This window comes from Bhargavaea sp. CC-171006, assembly GCF_009761675.1.
GTDB classification, from domain to species: domain Bacteria; phylum Bacillota; class Bacilli; order Bacillales_A; family Planococcaceae; genus Bhargavaea; species Bhargavaea changchunensis.
The window spans coordinates 344362-368699 of record NZ_QUZH01000023.1; the positions used below are offsets into that span (position 1 = coordinate 344362).

Consider the following 24338-nt stretch of genomic DNA (forward strand, 5'->3'; position numbering starts at 1 on the left):
ACTCCCGTATTATCTGGCTTGCTGTTTCTTGATGACATCGAAGTTGTCGAGCGCTTTCCCAGTGCCGATTGCGACACAGTCCAGCGGATCTTCCGCGATGGATACAGGCATATTCGTTTCTTCCGCGATGACCTTGTCGAGGTTGGCGAGAAGCGCGCCGCCGCCCGTGAGCACGATGCCGCGCTCCATGACGTCCGCGGAGAGCTCAGGCGGTGTATGCTCGAGGGTCTTCTTCACGCCGTCGATGATCGCAGTGATGGATTCCTTGAGGGCTTCCGCGATTTCTTCGGAAGAGATTTCGATCGTCTTCGGCAGGCCTGTCAGCAGGTCGCGTCCACGGATCTCCATCTTTTCCGGCTTGTCGGTGACTTTGGCGGAGCCGATTTCAATCTTGATCTGCTCAGACGTGCGGTCGCCGATCGTCAGGTTATACGTCTTGCGGATATACGAGATAATTGCCTGGTCCATGGCGTCGCCGCCTACGCGGATGGATTCGCTCGTCACGATGCCTCCGAGCGAGATGACTGCCACTTCCGTCGTCCCGCCACCAATATCGACGACCATGCTGCCTGTTGGTTCCCATACCGGCAGATTCGCGCCGATTGCAGCCGCAAACGGCTCTTCAATGGTGAAGGCGTCTTTTGCCCCCGCCTGGCGGGATGCGTCAATCACGGCACGCTGTTCAACCGATGTGATGCCGTATGGCACACAGATCATGACGTTCGGCTTTTTCCAAGTTCCGCCGGATGCTTTCTGTGCTTCGCGCAGGTAATACTCGATCATGGCTGTTGTTGTGTCGAAGTCCGCGATGACACCATCTTTCATCGGACGAGTTGCGATGATCGAGCCCGGTGTACGGCCGATCATGTTTTTCGCGTCATTGCCGACTGCGACAATCTCCCCGGTCTTGACGTTCTTCGCGACGACTGACGGTTCGCGGAGAACAATCCCCTTACCTTTAATGAAAACCAATGTATTTGCTGTGCCGAGGTCAATCCCGACATCTTTTGATCCGAGTCCAAACACGCTATTAATCTCCCTTTCTGCGCGGCCGTTAGTGTTGCCGGTTTGAAATCATACACATCATTATAACGGATTCCGCGAGAAAGTGACAATCTTATATGAAGCTATATCGCATAATAGACTAAAGTAAGTATATTCTTGCTTTGATCGATAGAGTGTGGGGTTGATTTTCACTCCAGGCCCTCGCTTACCGCGGGCCGGCGCCGAGCCCCGCGACTGCGTCCTGCGGGTCTCGCCTGTCCGGCTTTTCCCGCAGGTGTCTCGGGCCTTCCGCTGCAATCAACGATAGAGCATCATTTAATCATCAACACCTGCGTACAAGGCCATTTCATCTAAAAGATTCAAATAAAGTCGCCTTCCTTGAGACTGAGGAATTTGTGGTCGCCGATGATGATGTGGTCGAGGAGGTCGATGCCGACGATTTTTCCGGCTTCGGCAAGGCGTTTGGTGACTTCGATGTCTTCCGGGCTCGGGGCCGGGTTGCCGCTCGGGTGGTTGTGGGCGCAGATGATGGAGGCCGCGGAGCGCTTGACCGCTTCTCGGAATACTTCCCTAGGATGGACGATTGAGGAGTTCAAACTTCCTATAAAAATAGTCCGGCTGTGGAGTACTTCGTTTTTCACATTCAGGAACAAGACGACGAAGTGCTCCTGGTTCAGGTTCGACATATCGGGCATGAGATAGTCCGCTGCATCTTCCGGAGAGCGGATGACATAGCGTTCCGTCGACTGTTTGCGGGTGAGGCGCTTGCCGAGTTCGACGGCGGCCAGCAGCTGCACCGCCTTTGCCTCTCCGATTCCTTTCACAGAAGTCATCTCTTCAAGCGTCGCATGCTGCATGTCCTGGATCCGGTCAAAAAAGGCCAGAACCCGGTTGGAAAGCTGAAGCACCGATTCCTGCCTTGTGCCGCTCCGGAGCAGGATCGCGATCAGCTCCTGATTGGATAGGCTTTCGGCTCCCTGATGGATGAGCCGCTCCCTCGGCCTGTCTGCGATATGAAGCTCGCTGATCTTCGGCACATACAGATCCGTCGTCAAGGCTCGTCCCCCTCTCCCCCGGCGATCACGCCAATCTCATCCAGCACCTCGAACACATCCGCGACCGGAAGCCCGACGACAGCGTGGTAGTCTCCCCTGATCTCCTTCACGAACAGCGCGCCTCCGGACTGGATGCCGTAAGCGCCGGCCTTGTCCATCGGATCGCCGGAGTCGACGTACCGGTCGATCATCCAACCGGGGACATCCCTGAACCCGACATCCGTCGTGACCGAGAAAGTGCGCTCCTGTTCTCCGTCCGTCACACAGACCCCTGTCGAGACGGAATGCGCCGTTCCGCAGAGCGATTCAAGAAACGCCTTGGCTTCTTCCCTGTCGGCCGGTTTCCCGTACACGTTCCCACCCTGATGCACGACCGTGTCCGCTCCGATCACGACGGATCCCTGTTCATGCTCCGCCACATCCATCGCCTTCAGCCTGGCAAGACGTTCTGCATAGTTCGCCGGATCCTCCCCCTGCCGGATCGGCGGCTCTTCCACTTGCGGCTTCCGGACGATGAACGGGATGCCTGTCACCCCCATCAGCTCACTTCTCCTCGGCGATCCGGATGCGAGGACCACCTGCCGGTTCGTCTTGAATTCCATATGCCATTCCCCCTAAACGGTTTGTTCCCATCATAGCCGAGGAGGGGGAATTAGAGAAATCTGCACTTTACAAAATTGAACGCCGGAACTGGCTTAAAATTCGATTTTGAGGCAGTCAGCTGCCTCGGTATAATGGCTGACCAGATGCAGTCTCATGACGTCCGGATCTTCCGTGATCCCTTGCACGGCGCCGACATTTTTCTTCCAGCCTTCAGGCAGGGCATCATCTTTCGTCTTATCATCAAAATTGAAATTTGCCGCTTCCTGGCCTGCCAATAAAACAGGGAGTTTCCCGCTTGTTTCGGCAGGACAGGCCGCTGCGTCGATCGTGAACGGCTTGATGAATGTGTCCTTCACGACGGATGCACGGGCCTCAGAATCGGTCAGGTGGACCGATGACCAGAGGTAGAACTTGTCCTCCACGCGGACAATCGCCGCCTTGTCGAGCTGTGCCTGGGATGAGAGGAACCCGGTCGCCGCATCGTAGCTGGAGAACATGCCGTGCTGGATGGCGAAGAACATCGTCTTCCGGTTGCCTGTCGCCTCCTCGCCTTCCCCTTTTTTCGCTTCTTCCTTCGCCGGCTGCGCATCCGCCGGTACCGTCTCCCCGGATTTCGGCGTTTCCGCGCCTCCAGTACCACCGTCTTCCGACATGACGATGAACCCGAACAGCAGCACGCCGCCGATCCCCATCAGGAAGCCGTGCATCATGGCCATCGCGATCGCCCCGCGAGAATACTTTTTCCGTAAACGCATGACAACACCCCTTTTAAGAGGAACGATACCAGCCGGACGATAAAAAAGGACAAGACGGCTGTCGTCTTGTCCTAAAAATATATCGAGTCAAACAAACAGGTTCAGATACCAGCCGACAATCTCATTGCCGTATAGGTATGCGACCATCGCACCGAAAGCGATCGACGGGCCGAATGGAACCGGCGTCCGCCGTCCCTTGCCCTGCCGCTTCAGGATGATAAAACCGGCAACCGCCCCGACCAGAGATGCGATGAACAGCGACAGGAATGAATCCGTCAGTCCGAGCACGAGTCCGATCGGCACGTACAGCTTGATGTCTCCGCCGCCCATGCCGCCCTTTGACACGATGGCGATCAGTAGCAGCAGCGCCGGCATGACCAGCGCCGCTGCCGGTCCGCTCCACCACGGATCCGTCGGGAAGACGATCCTGAGCAGGAGAATCGGAATGCCGAGCGCAAGGAGAATCTTGTCGGGGATGAGCATATAGGCGATATCCGAGACGGTGATGATGACGAGAAGCGACAGGAACAGCAGTGCCACCACCAGTTCCCCGGAAAATCCGAACCGGAGATAAGCAAGCGCGAAGGCGATCCCGGTCAGGAGTTCCATCACCGGATACACCCAGTGGATCTTCGAGCCGCATCCCCGGCACTTGCCCTTCAGAAAAACGAACGAGAAAAACGGAACCAGGTCCGCCGCCGTCAGCCGGCGCCCGCAACTCGGGCAGCTGGAAGGCGGACGGACGATCGACTGCTTTTCCGGGACCCTGAGGCCGACGACGTTGAAGAAAGAGCCGAACACGAGACCGTAAATAAAGAAGAACGATGCCCAAAGCCATATCATCGGTCAGTTCCCCTGTTCCGATTCGTCTTCGAACTTGAACGGATCTTCCTTCATTGAAGCCGGAGGTGCAGGAGCCTTCGGAGTCTCTTCTTTCAGGGATTCGAGGTCGTCACGATAGAACGACGAGAAGGTCAGCTCCATCTGGATCGGTTCGTCCTCTTCCGTTTCCTCCCGCTTTTCGGTCGGACCGGAGAAACTGATGGCATCTGTTACGGTGATTCGCTCGAGTTTTTCCACTTCCTCGATGAACGTGATGATGCCATCGTAGTCTTTGGACGTGATCTGGACGGTCGTCAGAAGCTCATCGACGCTTTCCACACCTTCCGGCGGGTTTTCGATCAGCATCTCGCCCGTAGAAAATGAAACACCCTGGATTTCCGTACCGGAAACGACTTCAGCCTTGCCGACTTGCAGGAGGACGATTTCCTCGACCGGCAACACCGGCACTTTCCGCTGGAGCGGCTGGCTGCTGGCGGGCTCCGTGTATTCAACACCCGCTACCTGCTGCTGGAGCGTGGAAAGCACCTGGCGCTCCGTCTGCAACGACTGCTGTGCCTGAAGCCGTTCGTCACGTGCCGGGTTGAACAGCATGAAGTAGGAATACAGCAAAAGTGAAATAAAGAACAGAATAGAGGCGAACAGCAAAATCAATTCTTTCTTATCCAAGTTCAGCCGGCTCACTGTCCATCTCCCCCTTCCGCCGTTCCGTCTTCAGGCTGCTCACCGGCCGGATCTGAACCGGTTTCCGTATTGGCATCGCTATCCTGTTCGACGTTTTGTTCAACATTCTGGTCGACGTTTTGCTCGACGTTCTGATTTACATCGACGTTCACATCGGTTTCTTCCTCTTCGGCAGGCGCTTCTTCTTCCTCGCCTTCCAACGGCTCTTCACCTACGGCTGTTCCTTCCGCATCGTCGCGGGTATCGACGAATTCGATCGTATACACAGCACGGTATCGAGGGACGAGCGTCTCGTCCGGATTAACCGGATTCCCTTCTTCGTGCTCCTCTTCCTCGAGCGGCTCCGCAGTCACTTCGGTCATCGCGGCGTTATCTATGATCTCCGCGGCTTTAAGACGGGCTAGGTAATGGGCAGCCTGCTCGTAGCGGTCGAACTGGATTTCGAGTTCGGCCGTATGCGGGCCGGTGTAGGTGTAGTCCATGATGAAGCCGCGGAGCGGCAGATAAGAAACAAGCTGCCGCAGGAGCGGCGCGGTCGGATAACGGTAGCTTTCCGCCCAACCGACCGTTGCCTCGAGCTGCTGGCGTTCGGCCATCGTGTCTGTGCCGGTCATGACGGAACGCAGCTCCTCTTGGCGGTTGCGGATCTGTTCGGACTGGGAATTGAGGCGGACCGCTTCATCTGCATTCCGATCCGCCATGATGAACAGCGTCAGCCAGAACAGGAGTGCCGCCGCAATAAAGGTGAGCGAGACGAGAAGGGCCTTCGAGGCCCCTCTTTCCCGCTCCGGCAATAAGTTGATATCGACGAGCAATCGTTACACCTCTTTCAATGCCAGGCCGATCACCCGGTCGAATCTTGCCGGCCATTCCCACCCGGCAGCATCTACAGCCGGTTCTTTCAGGACATGCCCGGTTTCCTGGCCCATCTGTTCGCGGAAGAGCCGGTTCAGTTCCTCGGCCCCTTCGTATTCACCCGCAATGAAGAGGCAGTCGATTGTCTCGTTGCCGTCCATCATATTGAATGTGTAGAAATTGATGATTTTTGAAATCTCCCGGTATGCGGCATCCGGCGAACGGTCCTCATCTTCCCCAAAATCAATCGGCCGCATGAACAGCGGTTGGTGATTGTGGAAGATCGAGACGGTGAGGTTGCCGTCATGGAAATCAGCGACCAGGACGTTCCGTTTTTCTTCCAGTCCATGCTGAAGATAAGCAAGGCGGTACAAGGCAAGCGGGGCGATGTCACACTCCACGGGCTTCAGCTTCGCACCGTCCAGCGCACGCTCATATTGCCGGATCACGCTTTCCTTAGTGGCAATGATGAGCGACTCCCGCTCTTCCCCTTCACCGGTATACGGAACGACATCGAACAGCGGATCGTCGAACGGCAAATAAAGAGAAGAGCCGATCTCAATGAAGAAGTAGCCTTTCAGCTCATCTTCAGGGACATCGGCCGGAGTTTGCACTTTTCGGATCATGACATAATTATCGGGCGCGAGGAACCGGACACGCCTGCGTCCGATCCCCCACTGCCCGACCGCCCCCTCCACCGCCGCAGCAAGCGCCGCCGGATCGGCGACCTGGCCGCCATCGACACTACCCGACGGCAGCAGCACCTCACCGACCCGCTCAAGCACGAGCGGATTGGCGGACCGTAGCTCTGCATAACGGATCGCGTCGGATTCAATCGTCACCGACACGATGCGCTGACGGCGTTTGAAAAGAGATGGGGACATGGTGTCAGCTCCTTAACGTATTATGTTGTTGGCTTAGGAATAGTCTTGTTCCCATCTTCACTACCTTTTTGTTTATCATTATTTATATCATCTACGGTAGCGTTACTAAAAATGACGTTTTTTGTTCCAGAGAAAGCTGTAACAGTTACTGTAATTGTATCTTTACCACCCTTGCCATCCTTTTTGACAATTTTATCACTGTCTGTTCCCGCTGGAATTTTACCTGGACTCTCTAAAAAGCCGTTAGATGTTAATTCAGGAATAGAAACAGATGTAGCGCTAGGATTTTCTGTGAAATACAAATTAGCTGCACTCAAAACGTTGACTGCATCCGATTTCACAGCACTATAACGACTATTTTCAATAATGTTACCAATTGCGGGAACAGCAATTGCCGCAATGATTGCCAAGATAACAATTACCGCCAAAAGCTCAATCAGCGTGAGCCCTTTTTCCTCTTTCAGCTTCTTTTGAACAAATTTCAACATAAGTCTTTCCTCCTAATACTTTATGATTATTTCAAATCTATTATATGATAGCTTGATAGATTTAGCTAGGTGTTCATATAATTTTCTTTTCTACACAATTCGACCAAAAACAACTATGTTTACCTTCTTATCCCACTTGCTCATACATACTAAACATCGGAATCATGATTGCCATGACAATTGTGCCGACAATGACCGCCAAAAAGATCATCATGAGTGGTTCGATCAGTGCCTTCATCCGCTCTGTTGCCGTTTCTACTTCTTTCTCATAGAATTCGGCGACTTTGACGAGCATTTTGTCGAGGGCACCGGTCTGTTCGCCGATGGAGATCATATGAGGGATCAGTGGCGGGAACGCCCAATGGTCTTTCATTGGTGCTGCGATGGAGTTCCCCTGCTGAAGGGAATTCCGAGATTCCCTCATGACTTTTGCAATCACGGCATTGTCGACGATCCGTTCGGTGATGGTCATCGCCTGCAGGATTGGGACGGAACTCGTGAACAGCGAGCTAAGCGTGCGGGTCATCGTCGAAAGCACCGATTTCTTCATCAGATCTCCAATTAGCGGCATCCGGAGGAGGAACGAATCGATCATGTACTTGCCTTGCTTAGTCCGGTTCATCACGTAGATTCCGATGACGACCAGAAGAACCAGTCCGACCAGCACATACCAATACTTCTGCATGAATTCGCTTGCCCCAAGGACGAACAAGGTGATTGCCGGAAGTTCTGCATCCAAGCTCTCGAACATCTCGACGAACATCGGGACGATCGAAGTAAGCAGGAAGATGACGACACCGAATGCCAGCACCAGGACGACGACCGGATACACCATCGCCGAGACGACCTTCTGCCGGGTCGCATAAGATTTCTCGTAGTGGACCGCCAGGCGATCAAGCGAGTCGTCGATCGTTCCGGAAGCTTCGCCCGCTGCAATCATATTGAGCGTGAGCGGCTCAAACACTTTCGGGTGCTTGGCCATGGCATCACTGAGCGAGCCCCCGCCGCGCAGGTCATCCCCGATTTCAGATAGGATCTTCCGAAATGGCTTCGAGTCGACCTGCTGGGAGAGGATCGTGATCGCTTCTACGATCGTCACCCCGGCGCGCAGCAATGTTGAAAACTGCTGGAGGAACATAATCAGCTGCGGCCGTTTTACCGGACTGCCGATTGAGATTTCCTTGGTCAGGGTAGTCTCGGGCATTTCAATGATGTTGAGCACGCGGATCCCCTGGTCACGGAGCTTCAGCACGGCTTCCCGGCGATTATCCGCCTGGACCGTCCCTTTCCTTACGCGTTTCCGGTCCCTGCCGTCATATTGATAGCGCGGCATCAGTGTTCCTCGCTTTCCAGATAGCCTTTGACGGTTTCACGGTCTAAGGCTCCGCTGTCGACAAGTGCCTGGACGGAAGTGGACATCGTATGCATGCCGGCTGCCCGGTTCGTCTGGATGACGCTCGGGATCTGGTGAATCTTCTCCGTCCGGATGAGGTTGCCGATTGCAGGGTTATTGATCATGATTTCGGTTGCCGCGCGGCGTCCCTTGCCGTCCTTTGTCTTGAACAGGCGCTGTGAAATGACCGCCTTCAGGACACCCGCCAACTGGATCCGGATCTGGGTCTGCTGGGAGGACGGGAACACGTCGATAATCCGGTCAATCGTCGATGCCGCGCTCCAGGTGTGGAGCGTACCGAAGACGAGGTGGCCGGTTTCCGCCGCTGTGATGGCGATTGAAATCGTCTCAAGATCCCGCATTTCCCCGACGAGGATTACGTCCGGGTCCTGACGCAGAGCGGCGCGCAAACCGTCCGCGAACGAATCGGTGTCGAACCCGACTTCCCGCTGGTCGATGATCGATGTGCCATGGTTATGGACGAATTCAATCGGGTCTTCCAGTGTGATAATGTGCTTCCGCATCTTTTCATTGATGTGCCGGATCATGGCCGCAAGCGTCGTCGATTTCCCGGATCCGGTGGGGCCGGTCACGAGGATCAGGCCCTGCGGCGTTTCCGAAAGTTCCTTCAGAACTTCAGGCATGCCCAGGTCCTCGACGCTCATGATCTTGGTCGGAATCGTCCGGAATGCGAGTGAAACCGAACCGCGTTGGCGGTAGGCGTTCACCCGGAACCGGGAAATCCCGTGAACCGCGTAGGAAAAGTCAAGCTGCCCCTTTTCGAGAAAATCTTCATATAGCGTCTCGGGGATGACCGTCTTCGCGATGTCTTCTGTGAACTGCGGCTTGTTGATTTCCTTGCCGTACCGCTTGAGATCTCCGTGGACACGGAAAATCGGAGGCACACCCACCGAGAAATGGATGTCCGAGGCACTGTAGTTGAATGCTGCCGTCAAGATCGTGTCGATTGTTTCTTTCATGCTGGTTAGTTCGTTCATCATTCATCCCGCCTAATCGAGCATCGCGACACGGAACACTTCTTCCGTTGTCGTGATCCCCTGTTTTACTTTTAGCAGTCCGTCATCCATGAGGAAGATCGTCTTGTTGCGGATGGCGATCTCCTTCAGTCTGGCGGCCCCTTCTCCCCGGTTGATCGCAGATCGCATGTCGTCGTCGATCACCAATACTTCATGAATCGCGATTCGCCCCCGGTAGCCGGTCATGTTGCAGGACGGGCAACCCGCCCCGCGTGTCACTTCTTCAATTTTGATCCCGCGCTTTGCTGAGATTTCACGCTCGCGCTGCGTCGCCGGCTCTTTCCTGCCGCAGTCCCTGCAGACACGACGGAGAAGCCGCTGGGCAACGACCGCGTTCAGCGAGGCCGTCACGAGAAAAGGTTCCACGCCCATGTCGAGAAGTCGGGTGACCGTGGCAATCGAATCATTCGTGTGGATCGTGCTCAGGACAAGGTGGCCTGTCAGGGACGCACGAACCGCAATATCTACCGTCTCCCGGTCACGGATCTCCCCGACCATGATGATATCCGGGTCCTGCCGGAGGATCGAGCGGAGCCCCGCCGCGAAAGTCATTCCGACGTTCGCATTCACCTGCACCTGATTGATGCCGCCAAGCTGATACTCGACCGGATCCTCGACGGTGATGATATTCACTTCTTCGCGGTTCAGTTTGTTGAGCGCCGCATACAGCGTCGACGACTTTCCTGAACCTGTAGGGCCTGAAATCAGGACGATGCCGCTCGGCTTCATGACTTCTTTTGTGAACCGGTCAAGGTTGATCCGGTTGAATCCGAGCCGTCCCATGTCGGTCAGTGAACTGCTCAGGTCAAGGATCCGCATGACGATCTTTTCTCCGTAGACTGTCGGGAGCGAGGAGACACGCAGGTCAATTGGACGGAAATCGACGTTCGTCTTGATCCGGCCGTCCTGCGGCACCCGGTGTTCTGTGATGTCCAGCCCGGACATGATCTTGATCCGGGCCGTCACCATCGCCTGCATATGTTTCGGCAGCACCCGCTCATCCTTCAGCATCCCGTCGACCCTGAAACGGACGAGCACCTTCTGCTCCCTCGGGTCGATATGGATGTCCGAAGCTTTCTCGACGACCGCGGCCGATAATATCTGATTGACAAGCCGGACGATCGGCGAATCGAGGTCGGTCAGGTTATCCTCGTCCTCATCCTTGCTTTTTTCATCTTCCAAAAACAGATCATCAAACGTTTCCTCATAGTATTTCGCGATCGTTTTCTGGATGTCGTCCTGTGAGGCAAGAACCGGTTCGACGTGGAATCCGGTCGACAGCCGTAGGTCTTCAATCGCGATGTAGTCGGTCGGATTGACCATGGCTACAAACAGCTTGTCCCCCTCGATCTTCAGCGGGACGAGCAGGTTCCGCTTGGCGAATTCTTTTGACACAAGCGAGAAGATCTGCGGCTCAAACGGATATCGGAACAGATTGACATGGGGGATGCCCAGCTGCATCTCCAGTGTCTCGACCAGCTGCATGTCCGTGATCAAACCTTTTTGCACGAGCGCCTCTCCAAGCCGCTGTTCCTTCGGTTTTTCTTTCAGAACCGCGTCCAGCTGCTCGGCCGTGATGAGACCGGAATCGATCAGCATGTCCCCCAGGCGTTTTCTTATCTGCACCATCTGATCTTCCTCCTCTCTATGCATCCTTCTCATGGCTCGACCGGGTTGCCTCCCTTGTCATAAATGATCTCGTCTTCGCCGGGTTGGTCGGGATTATCGTTATCAGAAGGACTGCCACCTGATCCGTTTCCAGAATCGCTCTGACCATCCGGATTTCCGGAAGACCCTGAGCCGGAGCCGCCTGAATTGCCTGAGCCTGAGCCCGCTCCGTCTCCTGTTTCGGCATTGTCATTATCACTTTCAGAATCCGTCGTGTCCGTCTTTCCTGAACCGTCATCGTTTCCACCTGATTCTTCACCCTCGCCTTTTTCTGCAGCGGGCTGTTCTTTTGGTTTTAACCTGTGGACTTCGATGCGGTGAACGGGGGCGTAGAAATCAGTCGAAACTTCTTCCACCGATTGTTCGATGGACCCTTCAGAGACATGCTTCAAGACAGTAACGCGGACCCCTGCTTCCCCTTCTTCATCAATTCGCGGGGAAACTGTCCGGACGTTTTCGCTGAACTGTTTGATCGTCCGCGGGTCAAAATTCTCCAAACCGGTCACTGATGTAGAGTAGTCATACATGAGCGGCAACCCTTCGAGCGCAATGGTCAGTGAATCACCAGTAACATCCGTCCTGATTGTGAAAGCGGATCCGTTCGGATTGGTGAACTTGAAATCCATGCCGGTCAAGATGTTGATCGCCGCCTCATAGCCGACCGGAATCTCCTCGGGAAGCCGGTCACTGATCGACCGCTCATCAATGATGAAGTTAGTGTTGAGTACTGTTGCGTAAAGCACAGAAGCAATCCGTGTCATTTCAATTTCCGTCAGCGTTCCATTTTCCGTCGATTCAAGCATCTGAATAAAGGAAACCGATGATCCGGCTTCGATCTGATAGCCGTCCAGTGCAGCCATGGCATCCAAAAGACCCCCGCTGACCGGCTGGCCGCTAAAGCTTGAGGAGGCTACCTGATCAGCTCCAGACAATCTGCCGGCATCCATGAAGTCTGTAATCTGGATCTTGGCCGGCATCGTCCCGGATCGGAGTCTGCGCTCGATGCCATCGGTGATGGCGCTCAGTTCCTGTTCTGTGAAGCCCAACTCGCCAAAGTTCTGTGAGAGAAGAGAATGGACGGCTTCCTCATTCACCTGCGCGAGCATCGGGTTTTCCTGGCCACTCGAGGCGTTGTCGATCGTACTGTCCACATCATAGGAGACCGCTTCTTTCGGCAGTTGGATCGAGGCATCCTGATAGATGATGCTGACGTCAAATCGTCCTTCGAGATCCGTGACTCCTTCGCTCAGCACTTTTACCGTCTCGGGTTCTTTGAAATCAGACACATCATAAGGTCCGATATACGTGTTTTCCCCAAAGTCTTTTGATGGGAACAGGAGGTTCCCGGCAAGAATCGATCCGCCTGAAGCGAATAGATAAAAGAACGCTGTGGAGGCTACAACGCCTGAAAGTATAGATAAGATTTTTTTATTGCTTTCCATCGCGGTCATCCTCCACCATCAGTTCTTCATCAGTAAGCAACCCGAACGGATCAGGCTCCGGATCGACCTCTTCGCTTGTCTCAGTTGTCTCACCCTCTGGTAACGGCCTGGAAGACAGCCAAGATTCCAGATCTTCATCAAGTATATCGTCATCCCCCATCAGGTCGGGCTGCTGTTCCCCTGCATTTTCCGGTTCAGATGCACGGATTGCATCGGTCTGTGTGCCGACGACCGGCAATTCATCCTCTTGCGTCAGCAAATCCTGTTCGGATTCGGCTTCAGAGTAGTCAATCGGATCGGCGTACTGCATCGGCTCTTCGCGCAAAGCGCCCAATTCTTCAATATCGTAGGATTCAGCCGCTTCTTCCTGTGCAAGTCGGCTTTCATTCGGAATGATTTCGAGTTCGTCGGCGTCATATTCATCAGGCTCCACTTCAGCAGAAGCAGCTGATTCGCCAGCACCCGTATCGGCATGCCGGGCGGATGTATCGCTAGCAGGCAGTGGGTTAGCAGCAAGTTCAGAATCTGATTCAAGTTCAAATTCATCCTGTCCGCTCAGACCATCCATGGAGGTGACGGCTTCTTCCCTGAAGTCGGCTGGACCGCCCAGTACATCCGGAATATCAGCGACCGATTCATCCTCTGTCCGTTTTCCAATCAATACGGCTGCAGCAAAGGAAAGCCCCAGCATCCCGAGCACGGCATAGTAGAAGGAGAACTGGTTTTGAACATAAATACCTGCCAGTGCAATCAAGAACCCGGCTGCCGCCATGATGACGATTAGCTTGCCGGCCTTCCCCTTCTGCATAAGCAGATAAAGGATCGGAAACACAATAAGCGCTGCGAAAAGGAGAAAAATATAATCTAGCATACCGGGCTTCCTTTCGATGTTTCATAGTCAATAATCGACCTTGATATCGTAATCTGAACCGATCACATTCGGCTCTGAAATCTCAACCGTCGTCAGCTCTTTGATGCTGACTCCGCATGATTCGAGAAAGCCGGAATAGCTGTCCGCTTTTTGTACATAGGCGTTGTAGTCGATCTTGTTTGGCTGCCGTTCTTTCATGACAAGTTTTTTCCCGCTCTCGGAAAAGTAGATGAGCGAGGCACTGTCGGAAATGACCAACTCTTCTTCCAGGCGCTTGATCCCTGATGGAGCAAGACGGTCAAGATCAATACACAGTTTTGAGTAATCACTCACTTCGAAGTGCTGACCCCACTCCAGCGGAGCAGGATTTTCAGCTGTATTTCCAAGAATGATAAAGTTGGTATTGTCCATATCCTTAATGTTGTTGCCTGTCTTCAGGCCCTTAACGATGATCTGCTGTTTATTACCGTCTTTACCCATGTTCATGATGTTGTTGCCCGGGTTAAGCGTATCGTTGATGATCAGGGTCGCGTTCTTCAGATTGTTCATGTTGTTGAACTTGCTGTCGTCCATCGCTGGGACGTAAACATTGATACCGCTGAAGTCGATATTGTTCAGGTTGTTGCATTCGGTTGTGCCTGACCCACAGGCATCTTTCAGGAAATCCGATGAGTGGACAGTGAAATCAGAAGGGTCCAGACCTTTTTTGATTAGAAGATCAACAAAGCCTTCGATTGAGACACCATCGATTTTACAGTTGTACGGAGCTTCCACCAGGTTCCCTTCTGTCGGGTTGATGATTTTGTCTATATAGTCTGCAGTACATGTCTTTGTAGGTGTGTCCGGGCCAAAAATGTCTTGATACGTAAGGTCTTCGATGTCCTCAATCGTTGTGACCGGTACCCTTGAACCCTCATCAGGATTCAGGAAATGATCCGGGACCTTGATTGTAAGTGCAGCAGTCAGTTCATCTGTCCGTCCGGCAGCCTCCCCCTCGATCGGAAATGTGAACGTCACTTTCTTTATTGAAGGGTCCGGAGTATCTACTGCAGGGGAAACCCCGACCGGCTTTGTTCTGAAGATTACATTGGAACCGTCGACCTCCATCTGTACAGCTTCACTATATTTACCTTGAAGATCCTTAAGTTTTTTAAAGAAAGTCTCTCTCATCTGTTTTTCAATTTCCTGCTCCATGGCTTCTCTTTCCTCTTTCGTATCACAATCAGAGCCGACAGGAGGTGTAAGGCATGCCCTCAGGTCATTCAGTTTCAAACGGGTTTCAACATTGATTTCTGCCAGGAGCTCACTGAAGCTGGCACCAAAATGTGCGGATTCATAGTCAATTCCAATTTCGGCCGCAGCCACTGCCTGTGTCCCGGTCTCCACTGTCCGCTCCTGCCGGGAATGATTCAGAGAACCGGCCATGAATGTGGCTGAGAATGCGAGCAGCAATGTGATGATCAGCAAAACGATTACTAACGTGTAACCCTGCTCATTCCTCAAACTTTTCAAGATTGTCCCCTCCGCTGTTAAGAAATGCCATCCTCATTCTTTGTACCGTGTCAGCATGGTCGTCTGTGTAAATTCCCTACCACTGTCCATTTTCAATGTCAGCGACAGCTTGACGTTTTCGGAAAGCGGATCGATCGGCAATATCAGCGGATCTGCAGGGTTTGACGGGTCGGGGGGTGACATCAGAATTCGGTCTGCCGAAACGTCCACAGCATAGCTTTCTGCAAATTTTTCCTCAATCGCCGTTGACAGTTCGGTCGTGGTGCATGCACCTCTTCTTGACCCCCCTTCCCTTTCGTACACCTTGCGGACAAGACCTGAGGTTCCCGGGAGCAGTTCATAACAGGCCCCTGACCGGTGCGCATGTGTCAGCTGGGTGATCAGGAGGTTCATCTCTTGCTGCAGTTTCACCTTTTCGGTTTCGGCCGCCTGATATTTCGCGCCAATTCCAAATGCCGTCATGGTGATTGTGAGCACCAGAGATGCAAGGACAAGAACCGCCAGGAGTTCTGTTAGCGTCAGCCCCTTCTCGTTTTTAAGGCGTTCCATCTTCACGGACCCACCTCCGGTTTTCGTTCCACTTTAAGATAACCGTAGTTTTTTGATAACGGATTTGTGGAGGACGCTGATTCATAAACTTCTATTTTCATTTTCCTCAGGAAGAACGTATCGAACACTTCATTGAAGTCTTTTGAGTCGTCACATGGAGCTTCACATTCTGCAGGAGCTTCAACATCGGCCACCACCGTATTACCATTATTTAGTGTATACTTGACCGAAATCTTTTTGCTCCCTGTTTCTGGCGTAACGGAGAGTGTGGATTCGTCAATGTCCGGCCGATTCTTAAGAACCGTTTCCAATTGACCGGCTATCAAGTTGTTGTCTGTTTCTGTCATTTCGTCGACTTTCTCCCACTCCAGCTCCAGCGGGATTGATTTAATGAAAGAAGTTTCTTGCCTCGCCACATTCATCGTGTCGAGTTTGACTTCGGTTCGTTCGTTGAATAGGGTCATCTGCGGGAAGAGGGTCATGATGCCGATGAAGACGATCCCAAGAATCACGAGGGTGGCAAGAATTTCGACAAGAGTCAGCCCCTTTTCATCCCGAAATTGCATGAATCTATTCATCTCTTACCCTCCCTACACAATCTATCTTCATTATCTTAAATATGACGACTTTTGTCATGGCTTTCCTACTGCTTTTTTCCTACAAATTCCGACATCCATGAAAAAAGACCGGTTTCCCGGTCTATCACGCTTGATAGATTCCAACTCGGTTCCTGCCGGCCTGTTTTCCGCCGACATATAGTGCCCGGTCCGCGCTGCGGAGCAGGTCATGCGGTTCGTCACTGTCTTCCGGAACGGCTGCCACACCGATGCTGACGGTGATGCTGACAAACTCTTTGCTGCGGGTGCCATCCAGGTCAGGGGTGATCTCGAACATTGACCGTTCAATATAACATCTCAGGTGTTCAGCGAAATCAGCGGCTTCCTGTTTCCGGTATCCGGGCAGCAAGATGACGAACTCCTCTCCGCCGAATCTGGACACGCTCCCCTTCTCGCCCGTTTCTTTCTCCAGGATCCGTGCGAGGTTTTTCAGGATGTCATTGCCGCTCTGATGCCCGAATGTGTCATTCAGCTTCTTGAAATGGTCGATGTCCAAGATGATGAGCGACAGGCGGCTCAGCACCCCTCCGTTGACGTTCCCCACCCGCCGTTCCAGTTCCCTATCAAACCAGCGGTAATTATACAAGCCGGTAAGCGGACACAGTTCGCTTTTCGATATCGCGGCCTGTACATAATTCGCATTCTCGAGGGAGACAACCAAATGTGTACAGATAAGTTCGAAGATCGGTGCATCCCTCCGTTCGAAATGATGACGTCGGCAGGAACCTATGATCAGATAGCCGAACAGGCTGTCTTCCCCGAATAGCGGAACAGAGACGACACTTTCGGTCCCCGCGGGAAGCCGGACGGGCAAGGCTTTCCGCCATTCTTTGGCTGTTCCGTACACCCTTGTTTTTGAGGGTAAGGACTTCCCTCCATGAACCGGTTGACCGCGGAAAGAAAAGTATTGAGGAGTCTTGGTGTATTGGTCTTCCTCAAATGCACGGATCGGTGTCAGCCTGCCTTCCGACGCCCGGATCAGATAAACGGAATCCGCTCCTTCCGCAGCACGGATACGATGGATGAACGTTTCTGCAATCTTGTCAAACCCCAAATGGCCCGCCAATTCATATCCGGTTTCCGATGCGGCCGACAGCCGCCTGTTCACATGATTGGTCTCCTTGTATTTTCCGGTAAAAGCCAGCGTGATGAAAAACGGGATGATAACCAGGGTCAGTCCTGCCACACCGAATCTCTGCTCAAGGAAATAAGCGGCAACCCCGAACGGGAATACAACCGGCAGTGACAGCACGTCCCAGTAAGTTTCGGCAGACTTCAGTTTGTAAGGTCTGTCAGTCAGCAGTGAATCTGCATAGAGACAGAGATGATTGACTATCAGATACGCGACCGCGTAAATCATTCCCATGCCAAGGATGTGGGCCGTTGAAGAGCTTCCGATTTGCCCGCCCGCAGCAAAGAACACAAGCGCCGCTGATGCGGAGGAAGTAAAGAAGATAAGTGAGTTCAGTGCAAACCGGTGGAAAAGCGGCATGCTGCTTTTTGTCAGCAATGTACTGAACACGACGATCAGCTGAGACGTCAGAGCTTCGGGACCGGCGCCGAACTTCAGGAAAATCGCGATGAGGAGCCAATGCTGGAACGAAACGCTGATGTTCTTGAAATTAAGCGGGAACATGGCGGTGATAACCGCCCCCGCAGTCAGAACGGCATAAGATTGCCATTCATTCCCGGTGATGGCCGGGCTCAGCCTGTAGAGAAGGAACATGCCCCCCGGTACGACCAGCAGCCAGATAATCGGCAGTGATATCCGCTCTTTTCGTCCGATGACCATCTTGCCATCCCCCCTTCCGTCAGCCGCTGTAAGTTGCCACCCGATTTCGCCCGATTTGCTTTGCGCCTGTATAGAGGGCGCGATCTGCGTTCCTCATGACATCCATGGCGCTGTCAGCATCATCCGGTACAGAAGCAACACCGATGCTCGCTGTGATTCGGACACTGGACATCGGTTCTTCTTCATCCGTACCGATCAGAAATTCGTACTGTTCGATTTCATTCCGGATCTCCTCCGCAAAACGGAGCGCGTCCTGCTTCGGAATATCCGGCAGAACGAGGGCAAACTCCTCCCCTCCATAGCGTGCCACGGTCCAGTTGCCTGCTCCTTCCACCTTCTCCCGCAATAAATCGGCGAATGTGATCAGTATTTCGTTTCCGCTCTGGTGTCCGTATGTGTCATTCACCTTCTTAAAATGATCGATATCAAGCATGATAAACGACAGTTCTTTGGATTTTCCGGTTAGCACAAGATCGACCCGACGGCGCAGCTCACTCTCCATATATCTGTAATTGTAAAGACCGGTCAGACCGCATCGCTCGCTCTCGTGGACCGTTTTCTGCACATGCCTCGCTTTTTCAAGTGAAACCGACAGATAGGAACCGAGAAGCTCGAGAATCCTCTGATGGTGTTCTTCGTAAACATTCTGCCTCCGGGACATCACGCCCACAATACCTTCGATTTTCCGGTTCCTGACGATGAGGGTGCCGAGGAGGCTTTCCGCTTCGGGGTGGTCATACTGCTCCGCATGATCATTCCACTCCTGCCGGGCGTTGAAGAGGAGGCCTTTCCCGGACCGATAGATCATCCTGCCAATCCCTTCCCCGGGCGCCAGGCTGTCCAGATTCAGGTTGATCTGCTCTCCGTCTTCACTGCAGATGAGCGGTTCAACACGCCCGTTCCGGATGTCATAGATGTAAAGGGAATCTGCCGGCACTATTTTCGGCACTCTCCTGACAAAAAGATCAAGCACTTCAGGCTGTGTGATCTTGCCGGACATTTCATGCCCCAGCTCCACAGCTTGCGTGAGGATATCATTCACCCGCTCCGCATTATCGTACTTTCTCATCATCATCGTCACACTGAAGAACGGAATGGCCAGCACCGGGAGGCTGTAGAAACCGATCAGATCATAAAGGAAGTAGGCGCAGAGACCATACGTGAAGACGACAATTGCCGCAATCACATCGAGAAGAACAATTTCGGAATTAAGCGGGTATGGATTGCCGATCAGCTTTTGGTACAGGTCCATGAACAGGATGTTGCCGGCTGTTCGTGCGGCTATATAAAACAGGGCTGGAATGACCATATCTGCCATTCCCATTCCGCCTGCCGAACCTCCCAGGGCATGGAATGCACCTGCGGAAACCACTGACAAAACAAAGGTCATGGTCGAGTTGAAAAAGAACCGATGGAGAGGATCGGGGCTTTTCAGATTACCCGGAATTGTGCCCAGAAGCGCAATCTGGATGATGACGGCTTCAGTGAGGACTCCGAAATGAAGAAACGCAGGGAGCGTCAGCCATCCAACCAGTGACAGCGGGATGCCGTTCCGCCTGACCGGGAAATAGACAGCCAAAACAGCAAGAATCGTCACAGGCAGAAGAATGCGGAAATCAGGGGATGCAGCAGGATGATTCAGTGCCAAATAAACAAACCCGGCCGGGACAATAAGAAGCCAGCTTAAAAACACAGCGATTCTGACTGATCTTCTCACGTCATCCATCCTGCATGCCCCCCTGCTTATCTTAATTTCGAGTCATATTGTCATCACTTTACCAAATCCCCCCTCCAATGTCTTGCAATTTTCAAAAATTATAGGAAAAGCGGTCGAATAGACGAGATTAGGGACAAAGACCCAGTGATAATCAGAGGCTTAGCCTGTGTTTCAAAAAATCCTTTATCAAGTCCTGTAATGGACACGGTGGATACCGGGAGCGTGGTGAGTTTCGCGAGCATAACCGCAGGGGCTGCATCGGCATCAGCAAAATCAACAAACGTAACTGAAGCGGCCACCGGTTCAAGGATGCGGATGACCTGCCTGAAATCCTTCCTTGCCAAAATTCCAATCATCAGATTTACTTGGGTTTCATTTCCGAAACGTTCCCTGATTGTCCTGACCAGCGCTTCCGCTGCCGCCGGATTGTGCGCGCCATCCAGGTAAACGCCAGGGAGAACTTCTTCGAATCTTCCGGGCACAAATGCGTTCTCCGCTCCCTTTCTCAATAGGTGTTCATCAAGTACTAAGCCGGTAGCCTTTAACGCTTCAGCGGCCAGTGCAAGGTTAATCGCCTGATGGGCGCCCGACAGGCGGGTCGTGATTCCCGTAACTTCTTGAAAATCCCTTCCGTAAATCCGCAAGGGGGCTCCGGTTTCTTGGGCACACCTCTTGACTTCGTCCAACCCTTCTTCAGGAAGCTGCCCGATAATGCCCGGGACTCCCCGCTTTAGGATTCCTGCCTTGTGCCAGGCAATCTCCTTGATCGAGTTTCCGAGAAACCCGGTGTGGTCGAGAGCGATTGAGGTGATGACAGATGCTTCCGGCACGACGACGTTCGTGCTGTCAAAACGACCGCCCATGCCGGCCTCGAGGAAAATGAGGTCAGGCTGATGATTTTTGAAGATGAGGAAAGCCGCGGCCGTGAGCAGTTCAAAATCCGTGAGCAGACCTGAAATCCCTGCTTTCCTCATTTCGGCAAATGCTGCGTCCGCCTCTTTTTCCGTGATCGGCCGACCGTCAAGCCGGATCTGGTCGTGTAGGTCGGTTATGGCAGGAGACGTGAATGATCCCGTCTGGAGGCCATGCGCGCGTGCGATCGCTTCCATGAATGCCACTGTCGATCCCTTGCCATTGGTCCCGGCAATATGGATAAACCGCGGTCCCCGCTCAGGATGCCCGAGTTTTTCGAGTGCCTCTTCCATCGCATCCAACCCCGGGCGGATCTCATCCGCGCTCGTCAGTTCGTGCTTCTTTTGATAGAAATCCAGTTTTGGAATCAATGACGTCTCCTCCGTGTGGTAAACTTGTGATGAATTCATTTTAGCGTAGAGCGCGGTTTAAGTGGAGGAAGAGCGATGAAGAGTTGTTGGGTCATTTACAATGGCAGCCTCATATCGGATAAGTTCGCAGACCAGGCACGGCTTGTCGCCGAGGCGGCGGAGCGTGCAGGGGTCCGGGCCGAAATCCGGAAAAACTATGAGGTCATGATGGATCTGCAGCGCGGAATCGGGGTGCCGCCTTCGTTTGTCGTGTTCCTGGACAAAGATATCCTGCTTGCGGCCTGGCTGAAGTTTTCCGGTATTCCGGTATTCAATGATCCGGAAGTGATCGAGACATGCGACAACAAGGCGAAGCAGTACATCAGATTGGCTCAGGCCGGGATTCCGATGCCGCGGACGGTGATCGCGCCGAAGGTTTATCCGAACTTCTCGATCTCGGGAACCGGTTACTTCGAACGGGTGCTCGAAGATTTCGGATTGCCGATGATCATCAAGGAAGGCCACGGCTCATTCGGGGCGAAGGTGTACCTGATCGAAACGGAAGAGGCATTTTTCGAAAAGGTGGATTCCCTCCGCGGCGTCGACTTCGTCTTCCAGGAATTCATCTCTTCCAGCAGGGGCCGAGACATCCGGGTGAACACGGTCGGCGGACGGATCGTTGCGGCGATGTACCGGCACTCCGAAACCGACTTCCGGGCAAACATCACGAACGGCGGCGTTGCGGAGCCGGTGGAGCTGACGGAAGAGCAAATGGAGATTGCATTGGATGCCGCACGGGCGGTCGGAGCGGAATTTGCCGGGGTCGACCTTTTGTTCGGACCGGACGGACGGCCTCTCGTCTGTGAGGTCAATGCCGCCGCGCATATCCGCAACATCTATAACGTGACCGGCATCAATGTGGCCGACGCGATGATCGAATACATACTGGAGAAACTTGAATGAAACACGGAATCGTTTATTACCGCCCCGATGAGGCCGCCCGCAACGTCGCCTTCATCAAACTTATGAAGCTGGCGGCCGAGCGCGCCGGCATGCTGCTGACTTTGTCGATGTACCCGGAAGACCTGTCGCCTGACGCCGACTTCATCATCTTCCGAGAACGAAACGCAAAACTGGCCCGTGAGCTCGAAAATGCCGGCCACCGGCTGTTTAACCGAGCGAAGATTAACCAGATCGCCAACGACAAGTTCGCCACCTATCAGCTGGCGACATTCATGGGGGTCCCCGCGGTACCGAGCCGGCTTGTCGAAAGCCCGGACGAGCTGGACAGCTATCCCGCTGTGCTGAAGACCGTCGATGGCCACGGAGGCGTCGAAGTCGCACGCGTCCTCGATGAAATGGAAGCCGGCTGGTTCTTCACCCGCTTCATGGACCGCCGCATCATCGGTCAGCCCTTTATCGAATCCGGAGCCGCCGATGTCCGCCTGTACATGGTCGGCAACGAACTCGCCGGAGCCGTCAAACGCACCGGCAGCTCCGGATTCAAATCCAACTTCACACTCGGCGGCCGCGTCGACCCGCACCGCCCGACCGCGGACATGGTCCGCGCCGCCCAGCGCATCACCCGCGCCTTGAAAAGCGACTACATCGGCGTCGACTTCCTCCTCCTCCCCGACGGAGGATTCCTCCTGAACGAAATCGAGGATCCCGTCGGCGCCAGATCACTGTACGAAACAAGCGACGTCGACATCGCCGACGACCTCATGCGGCATATTAAGAATAAGTTGAACGAATAATCCCCCGGCGGGTAAAAGCCGGGGGATTTTTGCATGTGGGGGTAGGTGTGAGGTGGTTCTTGGTCTCTCATTGTCTCCGCTTGGTCTTTCGTTGTCTCTGCCTGGTCTTTTAATTGCTCTGCTTGGTCTTTCGCACGCCTTGGTTGGACTCTTGCTTTTTCATCCGCTGAGTTCCAAGAAATCTCCATTCCTCAATAATTCTCTGCACGGTTGCGGATCGGTGAAATTCTGCATAATCCGCCCGGTAACCTATATAACCACCTGACCCGATGCGAGTGACGGGCAGTTGCATGATTAACTTCCGGGCACTCTTATGCGATTGATAATTGAATAAGGACAAACATTGTTGGGGAGTAATTGTCGAACTGATCAGCAGGAACCATGTCAGCAACATTTCGAGATGTGGCCTATGGTTGACTATCCTGCAAGATTCACATTCCCAACTTCGCTCGGTCTGTTTCTTGAGATAGCCACCACATTTATTGCAGATCATTCCACGGTAAAGTAATACAGGATTCATCTTGGAATGCTCACTATACGGAAACGGCAAGTAGGGCTTAGAATGATGGCGGAGTGAATTAGTTATTGATTGCACTTTTTCACCGTCAATGACTGAAGGTTTGCTAAGGTGAGAACGGATTTGAACTCGGAGCTCACGCAACTTCACGACTGGCATGGCGGCTGGAATTACCTCAATCACCGGATTGTTTGCAAACACGACAAGCCCCATTATGTTTGTTCTTAGATTGAGAAGTTCCAGCCAGGAATGCAAGTTACCGATCTGATCATGAAGTTGTGTTACCGGGCAATCAAAAGTCTGAATGATTCTCCCGGTATCGTCGACCTTTCTCAGTTCGGCAGGCCCTTGATGAAAACGGAGTCTGCCTCCGATTTGTTTGGTTTCCAGCAGGAGAATGCCACTGCGTGCGATCACCGCAAAGTCAATCTGAAACTGCAAGCCGCCTAACAGCGGCAAGTTCAGGTTTTCGATGATGTGGCAGTCCTCCGGAAGAAAGACCGAGCGAATGGTCTCCAACACCTTTCTCTCTCCGTCAGCCCCCGCACGGATATTATTCAACTGTTTTTCCAACTCACCGTATTCCCGAGTAAGTTCCGGCACTCTAAAGAGTGCCTGTTCCATTGCAAACTCCAGCATCTTCGTGTCCCATTGGCTTCCTATCCCGACTACCCACTTTCCTTTTTCCTGAGCTTAGCACGGTATTGAACAGCATGGAACCGCGTGGACCATCTTTCAATTTTGCGGCATCCATGTCACTTGAAAAAATAATCATAAGTCCCGAGTGCGGTCGTCAGGTTTTTACTGACCGGGTCTTTTCTCCTGGAGTAATAACGAAAGACCAAGAAGAGCTCCTGAATGTCCAAGTATTTGGCATGAGAGTCCAAGCACGCACAACGAGTGTCCAAGCAGGGACAATAAGAGTCCAGGAACCCCGCTCACAACAACGAAAACCCCCGCCATCACGGCGGGGGTTCAGACTGTAGACAAAGTGAGTGAACTACTCCTTGGTCTGCAGTTTTTTCTATTCCTGAA

At 53.2% G+C, this 24338-nt stretch carries 23 protein-coding genes; 2 read left to right on the forward strand and 21 right to left on the reverse strand.

All coding sequences use genetic code 11. The features are described from left to right. Positions 1–9: 9 nt before the first annotated feature. The 20 genes from DZC51_RS11415 to DZC51_RS11510 all read right to left on the reverse strand — a co-directional run bounded on the left by DZC51_RS11415 (position 10) and on the right by DZC51_RS11510 (position 21050). On the reverse strand, positions 10–1026 hold the full coding sequence (locus tag DZC51_RS11415) for a rod shape-determining protein (RefSeq protein WP_157295997.1): 1017 nt from the start codon (positions 1024–1026) through the stop codon (positions 10–12). A 338-nt stretch (positions 1027–1364) separates the two neighbouring features. Beyond that, positions 1365–2060 carry a RadC family protein gene (gene radC, locus DZC51_RS11420; protein WP_157295999.1) on the reverse strand — a complete coding sequence of 232 codons (696 nt, stop codon included), beginning with the start codon at positions 2058–2060 and terminating at the stop codon, positions 1365–1367. Further along, entirely contained in the window at positions 2057–2662 is a 606-nt protein-coding gene (locus tag DZC51_RS11425) for a Maf family protein (RefSeq protein WP_157296001.1), read from the reverse strand. Before DZC51_RS11425 ends, radC begins: the two co-directional genes overlap by 4 nt. 93 nt (positions 2663–2755) lie before the next feature. Continuing rightward, positions 2756–3418: a hypothetical protein gene (locus DZC51_RS11430; protein ID WP_157296003.1), complete on the reverse strand. Its 663-nt coding sequence runs from the start codon at positions 3416–3418 to the stop codon at positions 2756–2758. 87 nt (positions 3419–3505) lie between these two features. Beyond that, complete coding sequence (locus tag DZC51_RS11435) at positions 3506–4261, reverse strand: prepilin peptidase (protein WP_157296005.1); 756 nt, start codon at positions 4259–4261, stop codon at positions 3506–3508. 3 nt (positions 4262–4264) lie between these two features. Beyond that, the gene (locus tag DZC51_RS11440; RefSeq protein ID WP_157296007.1) at positions 4265–4942 is read right to left on the reverse strand and encodes a pilus assembly protein PilO; all 678 of its coding nucleotides are present in this window, start codon (positions 4940–4942) and stop codon (positions 4265–4267) included. Beyond that, positions 4939–5757, reverse strand: a complete 819-nt coding sequence (locus DZC51_RS11445) for a ring-infected erythrocyte surface antigen domain-containing protein (protein WP_157296009.1) — start codon at positions 5755–5757, stop codon at positions 4939–4941. Before DZC51_RS11445 ends, DZC51_RS11440 begins: the two co-directional genes overlap by 4 nt. A 3-nt stretch (positions 5758–5760) precedes the next feature. Beyond that, positions 5761–6681, reverse strand: coding sequence for a type IV pilus biogenesis protein PilM (gene pilM / locus DZC51_RS11450; protein WP_157296011.1), 921 nt, complete (start codon positions 6679–6681; stop codon positions 5761–5763). Between the two features lie 20 nt (positions 6682–6701). Continuing rightward, on the reverse strand, positions 6702–7169 hold the full coding sequence (locus DZC51_RS11455; RefSeq protein WP_157296013.1) for a prepilin-type N-terminal cleavage/methylation domain-containing protein: 468 nt from the start codon (positions 7167–7169) through the stop codon (positions 6702–6704). 127 nt (positions 7170–7296) lie between these two features. Continuing rightward, a complete protein-coding gene (locus DZC51_RS11460) occupies positions 7297–8502 on the reverse strand; it encodes a type II secretion system F family protein (RefSeq protein ID WP_157296015.1) in 1206 nt (401 codons plus the stop codon). Further along, positions 8502–9542, reverse strand: a complete 1041-nt coding sequence (locus DZC51_RS11465) for a type IV pilus twitching motility protein PilT (RefSeq protein WP_157296075.1) — start codon at positions 9540–9542, stop codon at positions 8502–8504. Before DZC51_RS11465 ends, DZC51_RS11460 begins: the two co-directional genes overlap by 1 nt. 30 nt (positions 9543–9572) lie before the next feature. Beyond that, the gene (locus tag DZC51_RS11470; RefSeq protein ID WP_157296017.1) at positions 9573–11228 is read right to left on the reverse strand and encodes a GspE/PulE family protein; all 1656 of its coding nucleotides are present in this window, start codon (positions 11226–11228) and stop codon (positions 9573–9575) included. A 29-nt stretch (positions 11229–11257) separates the two neighbouring features. Further along, positions 11258–12709, reverse strand: coding sequence for a VanW family protein (locus DZC51_RS11475; RefSeq protein WP_198304108.1), 1452 nt, complete (start codon positions 12707–12709; stop codon positions 11258–11260). After that, the gene (locus DZC51_RS11480) at positions 12696–13580 is read right to left on the reverse strand and encodes an ABC transporter permease (protein WP_157296021.1); all 885 of its coding nucleotides are present in this window, start codon (positions 13578–13580) and stop codon (positions 12696–12698) included. Before DZC51_RS11480 ends, DZC51_RS11475 begins: the two co-directional genes overlap by 14 nt. A 27-nt stretch (positions 13581–13607) precedes the next feature. Continuing rightward, on the reverse strand, positions 13608–15092 hold the full coding sequence (locus DZC51_RS11485) for a hypothetical protein (protein WP_157296023.1): 1485 nt from the start codon (positions 15090–15092) through the stop codon (positions 13608–13610). Positions 15093–15125: 33 nt separating this feature from the next. Then, positions 15126–15641 (reverse strand): prepilin-type N-terminal cleavage/methylation domain-containing protein, encoded by a 516-nt coding sequence (locus DZC51_RS11490; protein ID WP_370513691.1) that lies wholly within the window; start codon positions 15639–15641, stop codon positions 15126–15128. 2 nt (positions 15642–15643) lie between these two features. Further along, complete coding sequence (locus tag DZC51_RS11495) at positions 15644–16219, reverse strand: type IV pilus modification PilV family protein (protein ID WP_157296027.1); 576 nt, start codon at positions 16217–16219, stop codon at positions 15644–15646. Positions 16220–16343: 124 nt separating this feature from the next. After that, positions 16344–18050 (reverse strand): sensor domain-containing diguanylate cyclase, encoded by a 1707-nt coding sequence (locus DZC51_RS11500; protein ID WP_157296029.1) that lies wholly within the window; start codon positions 18048–18050, stop codon positions 16344–16346. A 19-nt stretch (positions 18051–18069) separates the two neighbouring features. Next, positions 18070–19776 (reverse strand): sensor domain-containing diguanylate cyclase, encoded by a 1707-nt coding sequence (locus DZC51_RS11505; RefSeq protein WP_157296031.1) that lies wholly within the window; start codon positions 19774–19776, stop codon positions 18070–18072. Positions 19777–19865: 89 nt separating this feature from the next. Further along, positions 19866–21050 (reverse strand): bifunctional folylpolyglutamate synthase/dihydrofolate synthase, encoded by a 1185-nt coding sequence (locus tag DZC51_RS11510; RefSeq protein ID WP_157296033.1) that lies wholly within the window; start codon positions 21048–21050, stop codon positions 19866–19868. A 75-nt stretch (positions 21051–21125) separates the two neighbouring features. Between DZC51_RS11510 and DZC51_RS11515 the strand changes: the two genes are divergently transcribed. Both DZC51_RS11515 and DZC51_RS11520 read left to right on the forward strand, forming a co-directional pair. Beyond that, entirely contained in the window at positions 21126–21992 is an 867-nt protein-coding gene (locus DZC51_RS11515) for an ATP-grasp domain-containing protein (RefSeq protein WP_157296035.1), read from the forward strand. Next, positions 21989–22786: an ATP-grasp domain-containing protein gene (locus tag DZC51_RS11520; protein ID WP_157296037.1), complete on the forward strand. Its 798-nt coding sequence runs from the start codon at positions 21989–21991 to the stop codon at positions 22784–22786. The genes DZC51_RS11515 and DZC51_RS11520 overlap by 4 nt, the downstream gene beginning before the upstream one ends. Positions 22787–22895: 109 nt before the next feature. Here the strand turns inward: DZC51_RS11520 and DZC51_RS11525 are convergent, their stop codons facing one another. Next, positions 22896–23942, reverse strand: a complete 1047-nt coding sequence (locus DZC51_RS11525) for a nuclease-related domain-containing protein (protein ID WP_157296039.1) — start codon at positions 23940–23942, stop codon at positions 22896–22898. Positions 23943–24338: the final 396 nt, after the last annotated feature.

What these genes read in the sequence shown, in the direction of transcription:
- DZC51_RS11455 (WP_157296013.1), bottom strand. Translation starts at nt 7,169, where the DNA reads ATGTTGAAATTTGTTCAAAAGAAGCTGAAAGAGGAAAAAGGGCTCACG.
- DZC51_RS11495 (WP_157296027.1), bottom strand. Translation starts at nt 16,219, where the DNA reads ATGAATAGATTCATGCAATTTCGGGATGAAAAGGGGCTGACTCTTGTC.
- DZC51_RS11470 (WP_157296017.1), bottom strand. Translation starts at nt 11,228, where the DNA reads ATGGTGCAGATAAGAAAACGCCTGGGGGACATGCTGATCGATTCCGGT.
- DZC51_RS11520 (WP_157296037.1), top strand. Translation starts at nt 21,989, where the DNA reads ATGAAACACGGAATCGTTTATTACCGCCCCGATGAGGCCGCCCGCAAC.
- DZC51_RS11525 (WP_157296039.1), bottom strand. Translation starts at nt 23,942, where the DNA reads ATGCTGGAGTTTGCAATGGAACAGGCACTCTTTAGAGTGCCGGAACTT.
- DZC51_RS11465 (WP_157296075.1), bottom strand. Translation starts at nt 9,542, where the DNA reads ATGAAAGAAACAATCGACACGATCTTGACGGCAGCATTCAACTACAGT.
- DZC51_RS11460 (WP_157296015.1), bottom strand. Translation starts at nt 8,502, where the DNA reads ATGCCGCGCTATCAATATGACGGCAGGGACCGGAAACGCGTAAGGAAA.
- DZC51_RS11490 (WP_370513691.1), bottom strand. Translation starts at nt 15,641, where the DNA reads ATGGAACGCCTTAAAAACGAGAAGGGGCTGACGCTAACAGAACTCCTG.
- DZC51_RS11480 (WP_157296021.1), bottom strand. Translation starts at nt 13,580, where the DNA reads ATGCTAGATTATATTTTTCTCCTTTTCGCAGCGCTTATTGTGTTTCCG.
- DZC51_RS11430 (WP_157296003.1), bottom strand. Translation starts at nt 3,418, where the DNA reads ATGCGTTTACGGAAAAAGTATTCTCGCGGGGCGATCGCGATGGCCATG.
- DZC51_RS11505 (WP_157296031.1), bottom strand. Translation starts at nt 19,776, where the DNA reads ATGGATGACGTGAGAAGATCAGTCAGAATCGCTGTGTTTTTAAGCTGG.
- DZC51_RS11425 (WP_157296001.1), bottom strand. Translation starts at nt 2,662, where the DNA reads ATGGAATTCAAGACGAACCGGCAGGTGGTCCTCGCATCCGGATCGCCG.
- DZC51_RS11515 (WP_157296035.1), top strand. Translation starts at nt 21,126, where the DNA reads ATGAAGAGTTGTTGGGTCATTTACAATGGCAGCCTCATATCGGATAAG.
- DZC51_RS11435 (WP_157296005.1), bottom strand. Translation starts at nt 4,261, where the DNA reads ATGATATGGCTTTGGGCATCGTTCTTCTTTATTTACGGTCTCGTGTTC.
- DZC51_RS11475 (WP_198304108.1), bottom strand. Translation starts at nt 12,709, where the DNA reads ATGGAAAGCAATAAAAAAATCTTATCTATACTTTCAGGCGTTGTAGCC.
- pilM (WP_157296011.1), bottom strand. Translation starts at nt 6,681, where the DNA reads ATGTCCCCATCTCTTTTCAAACGCCGTCAGCGCATCGTGTCGGTGACG.
- DZC51_RS11500 (WP_157296029.1), bottom strand. Translation starts at nt 18,050, where the DNA reads ATGGTCATCGGACGAAAAGAGCGGATATCACTGCCGATTATCTGGCTG.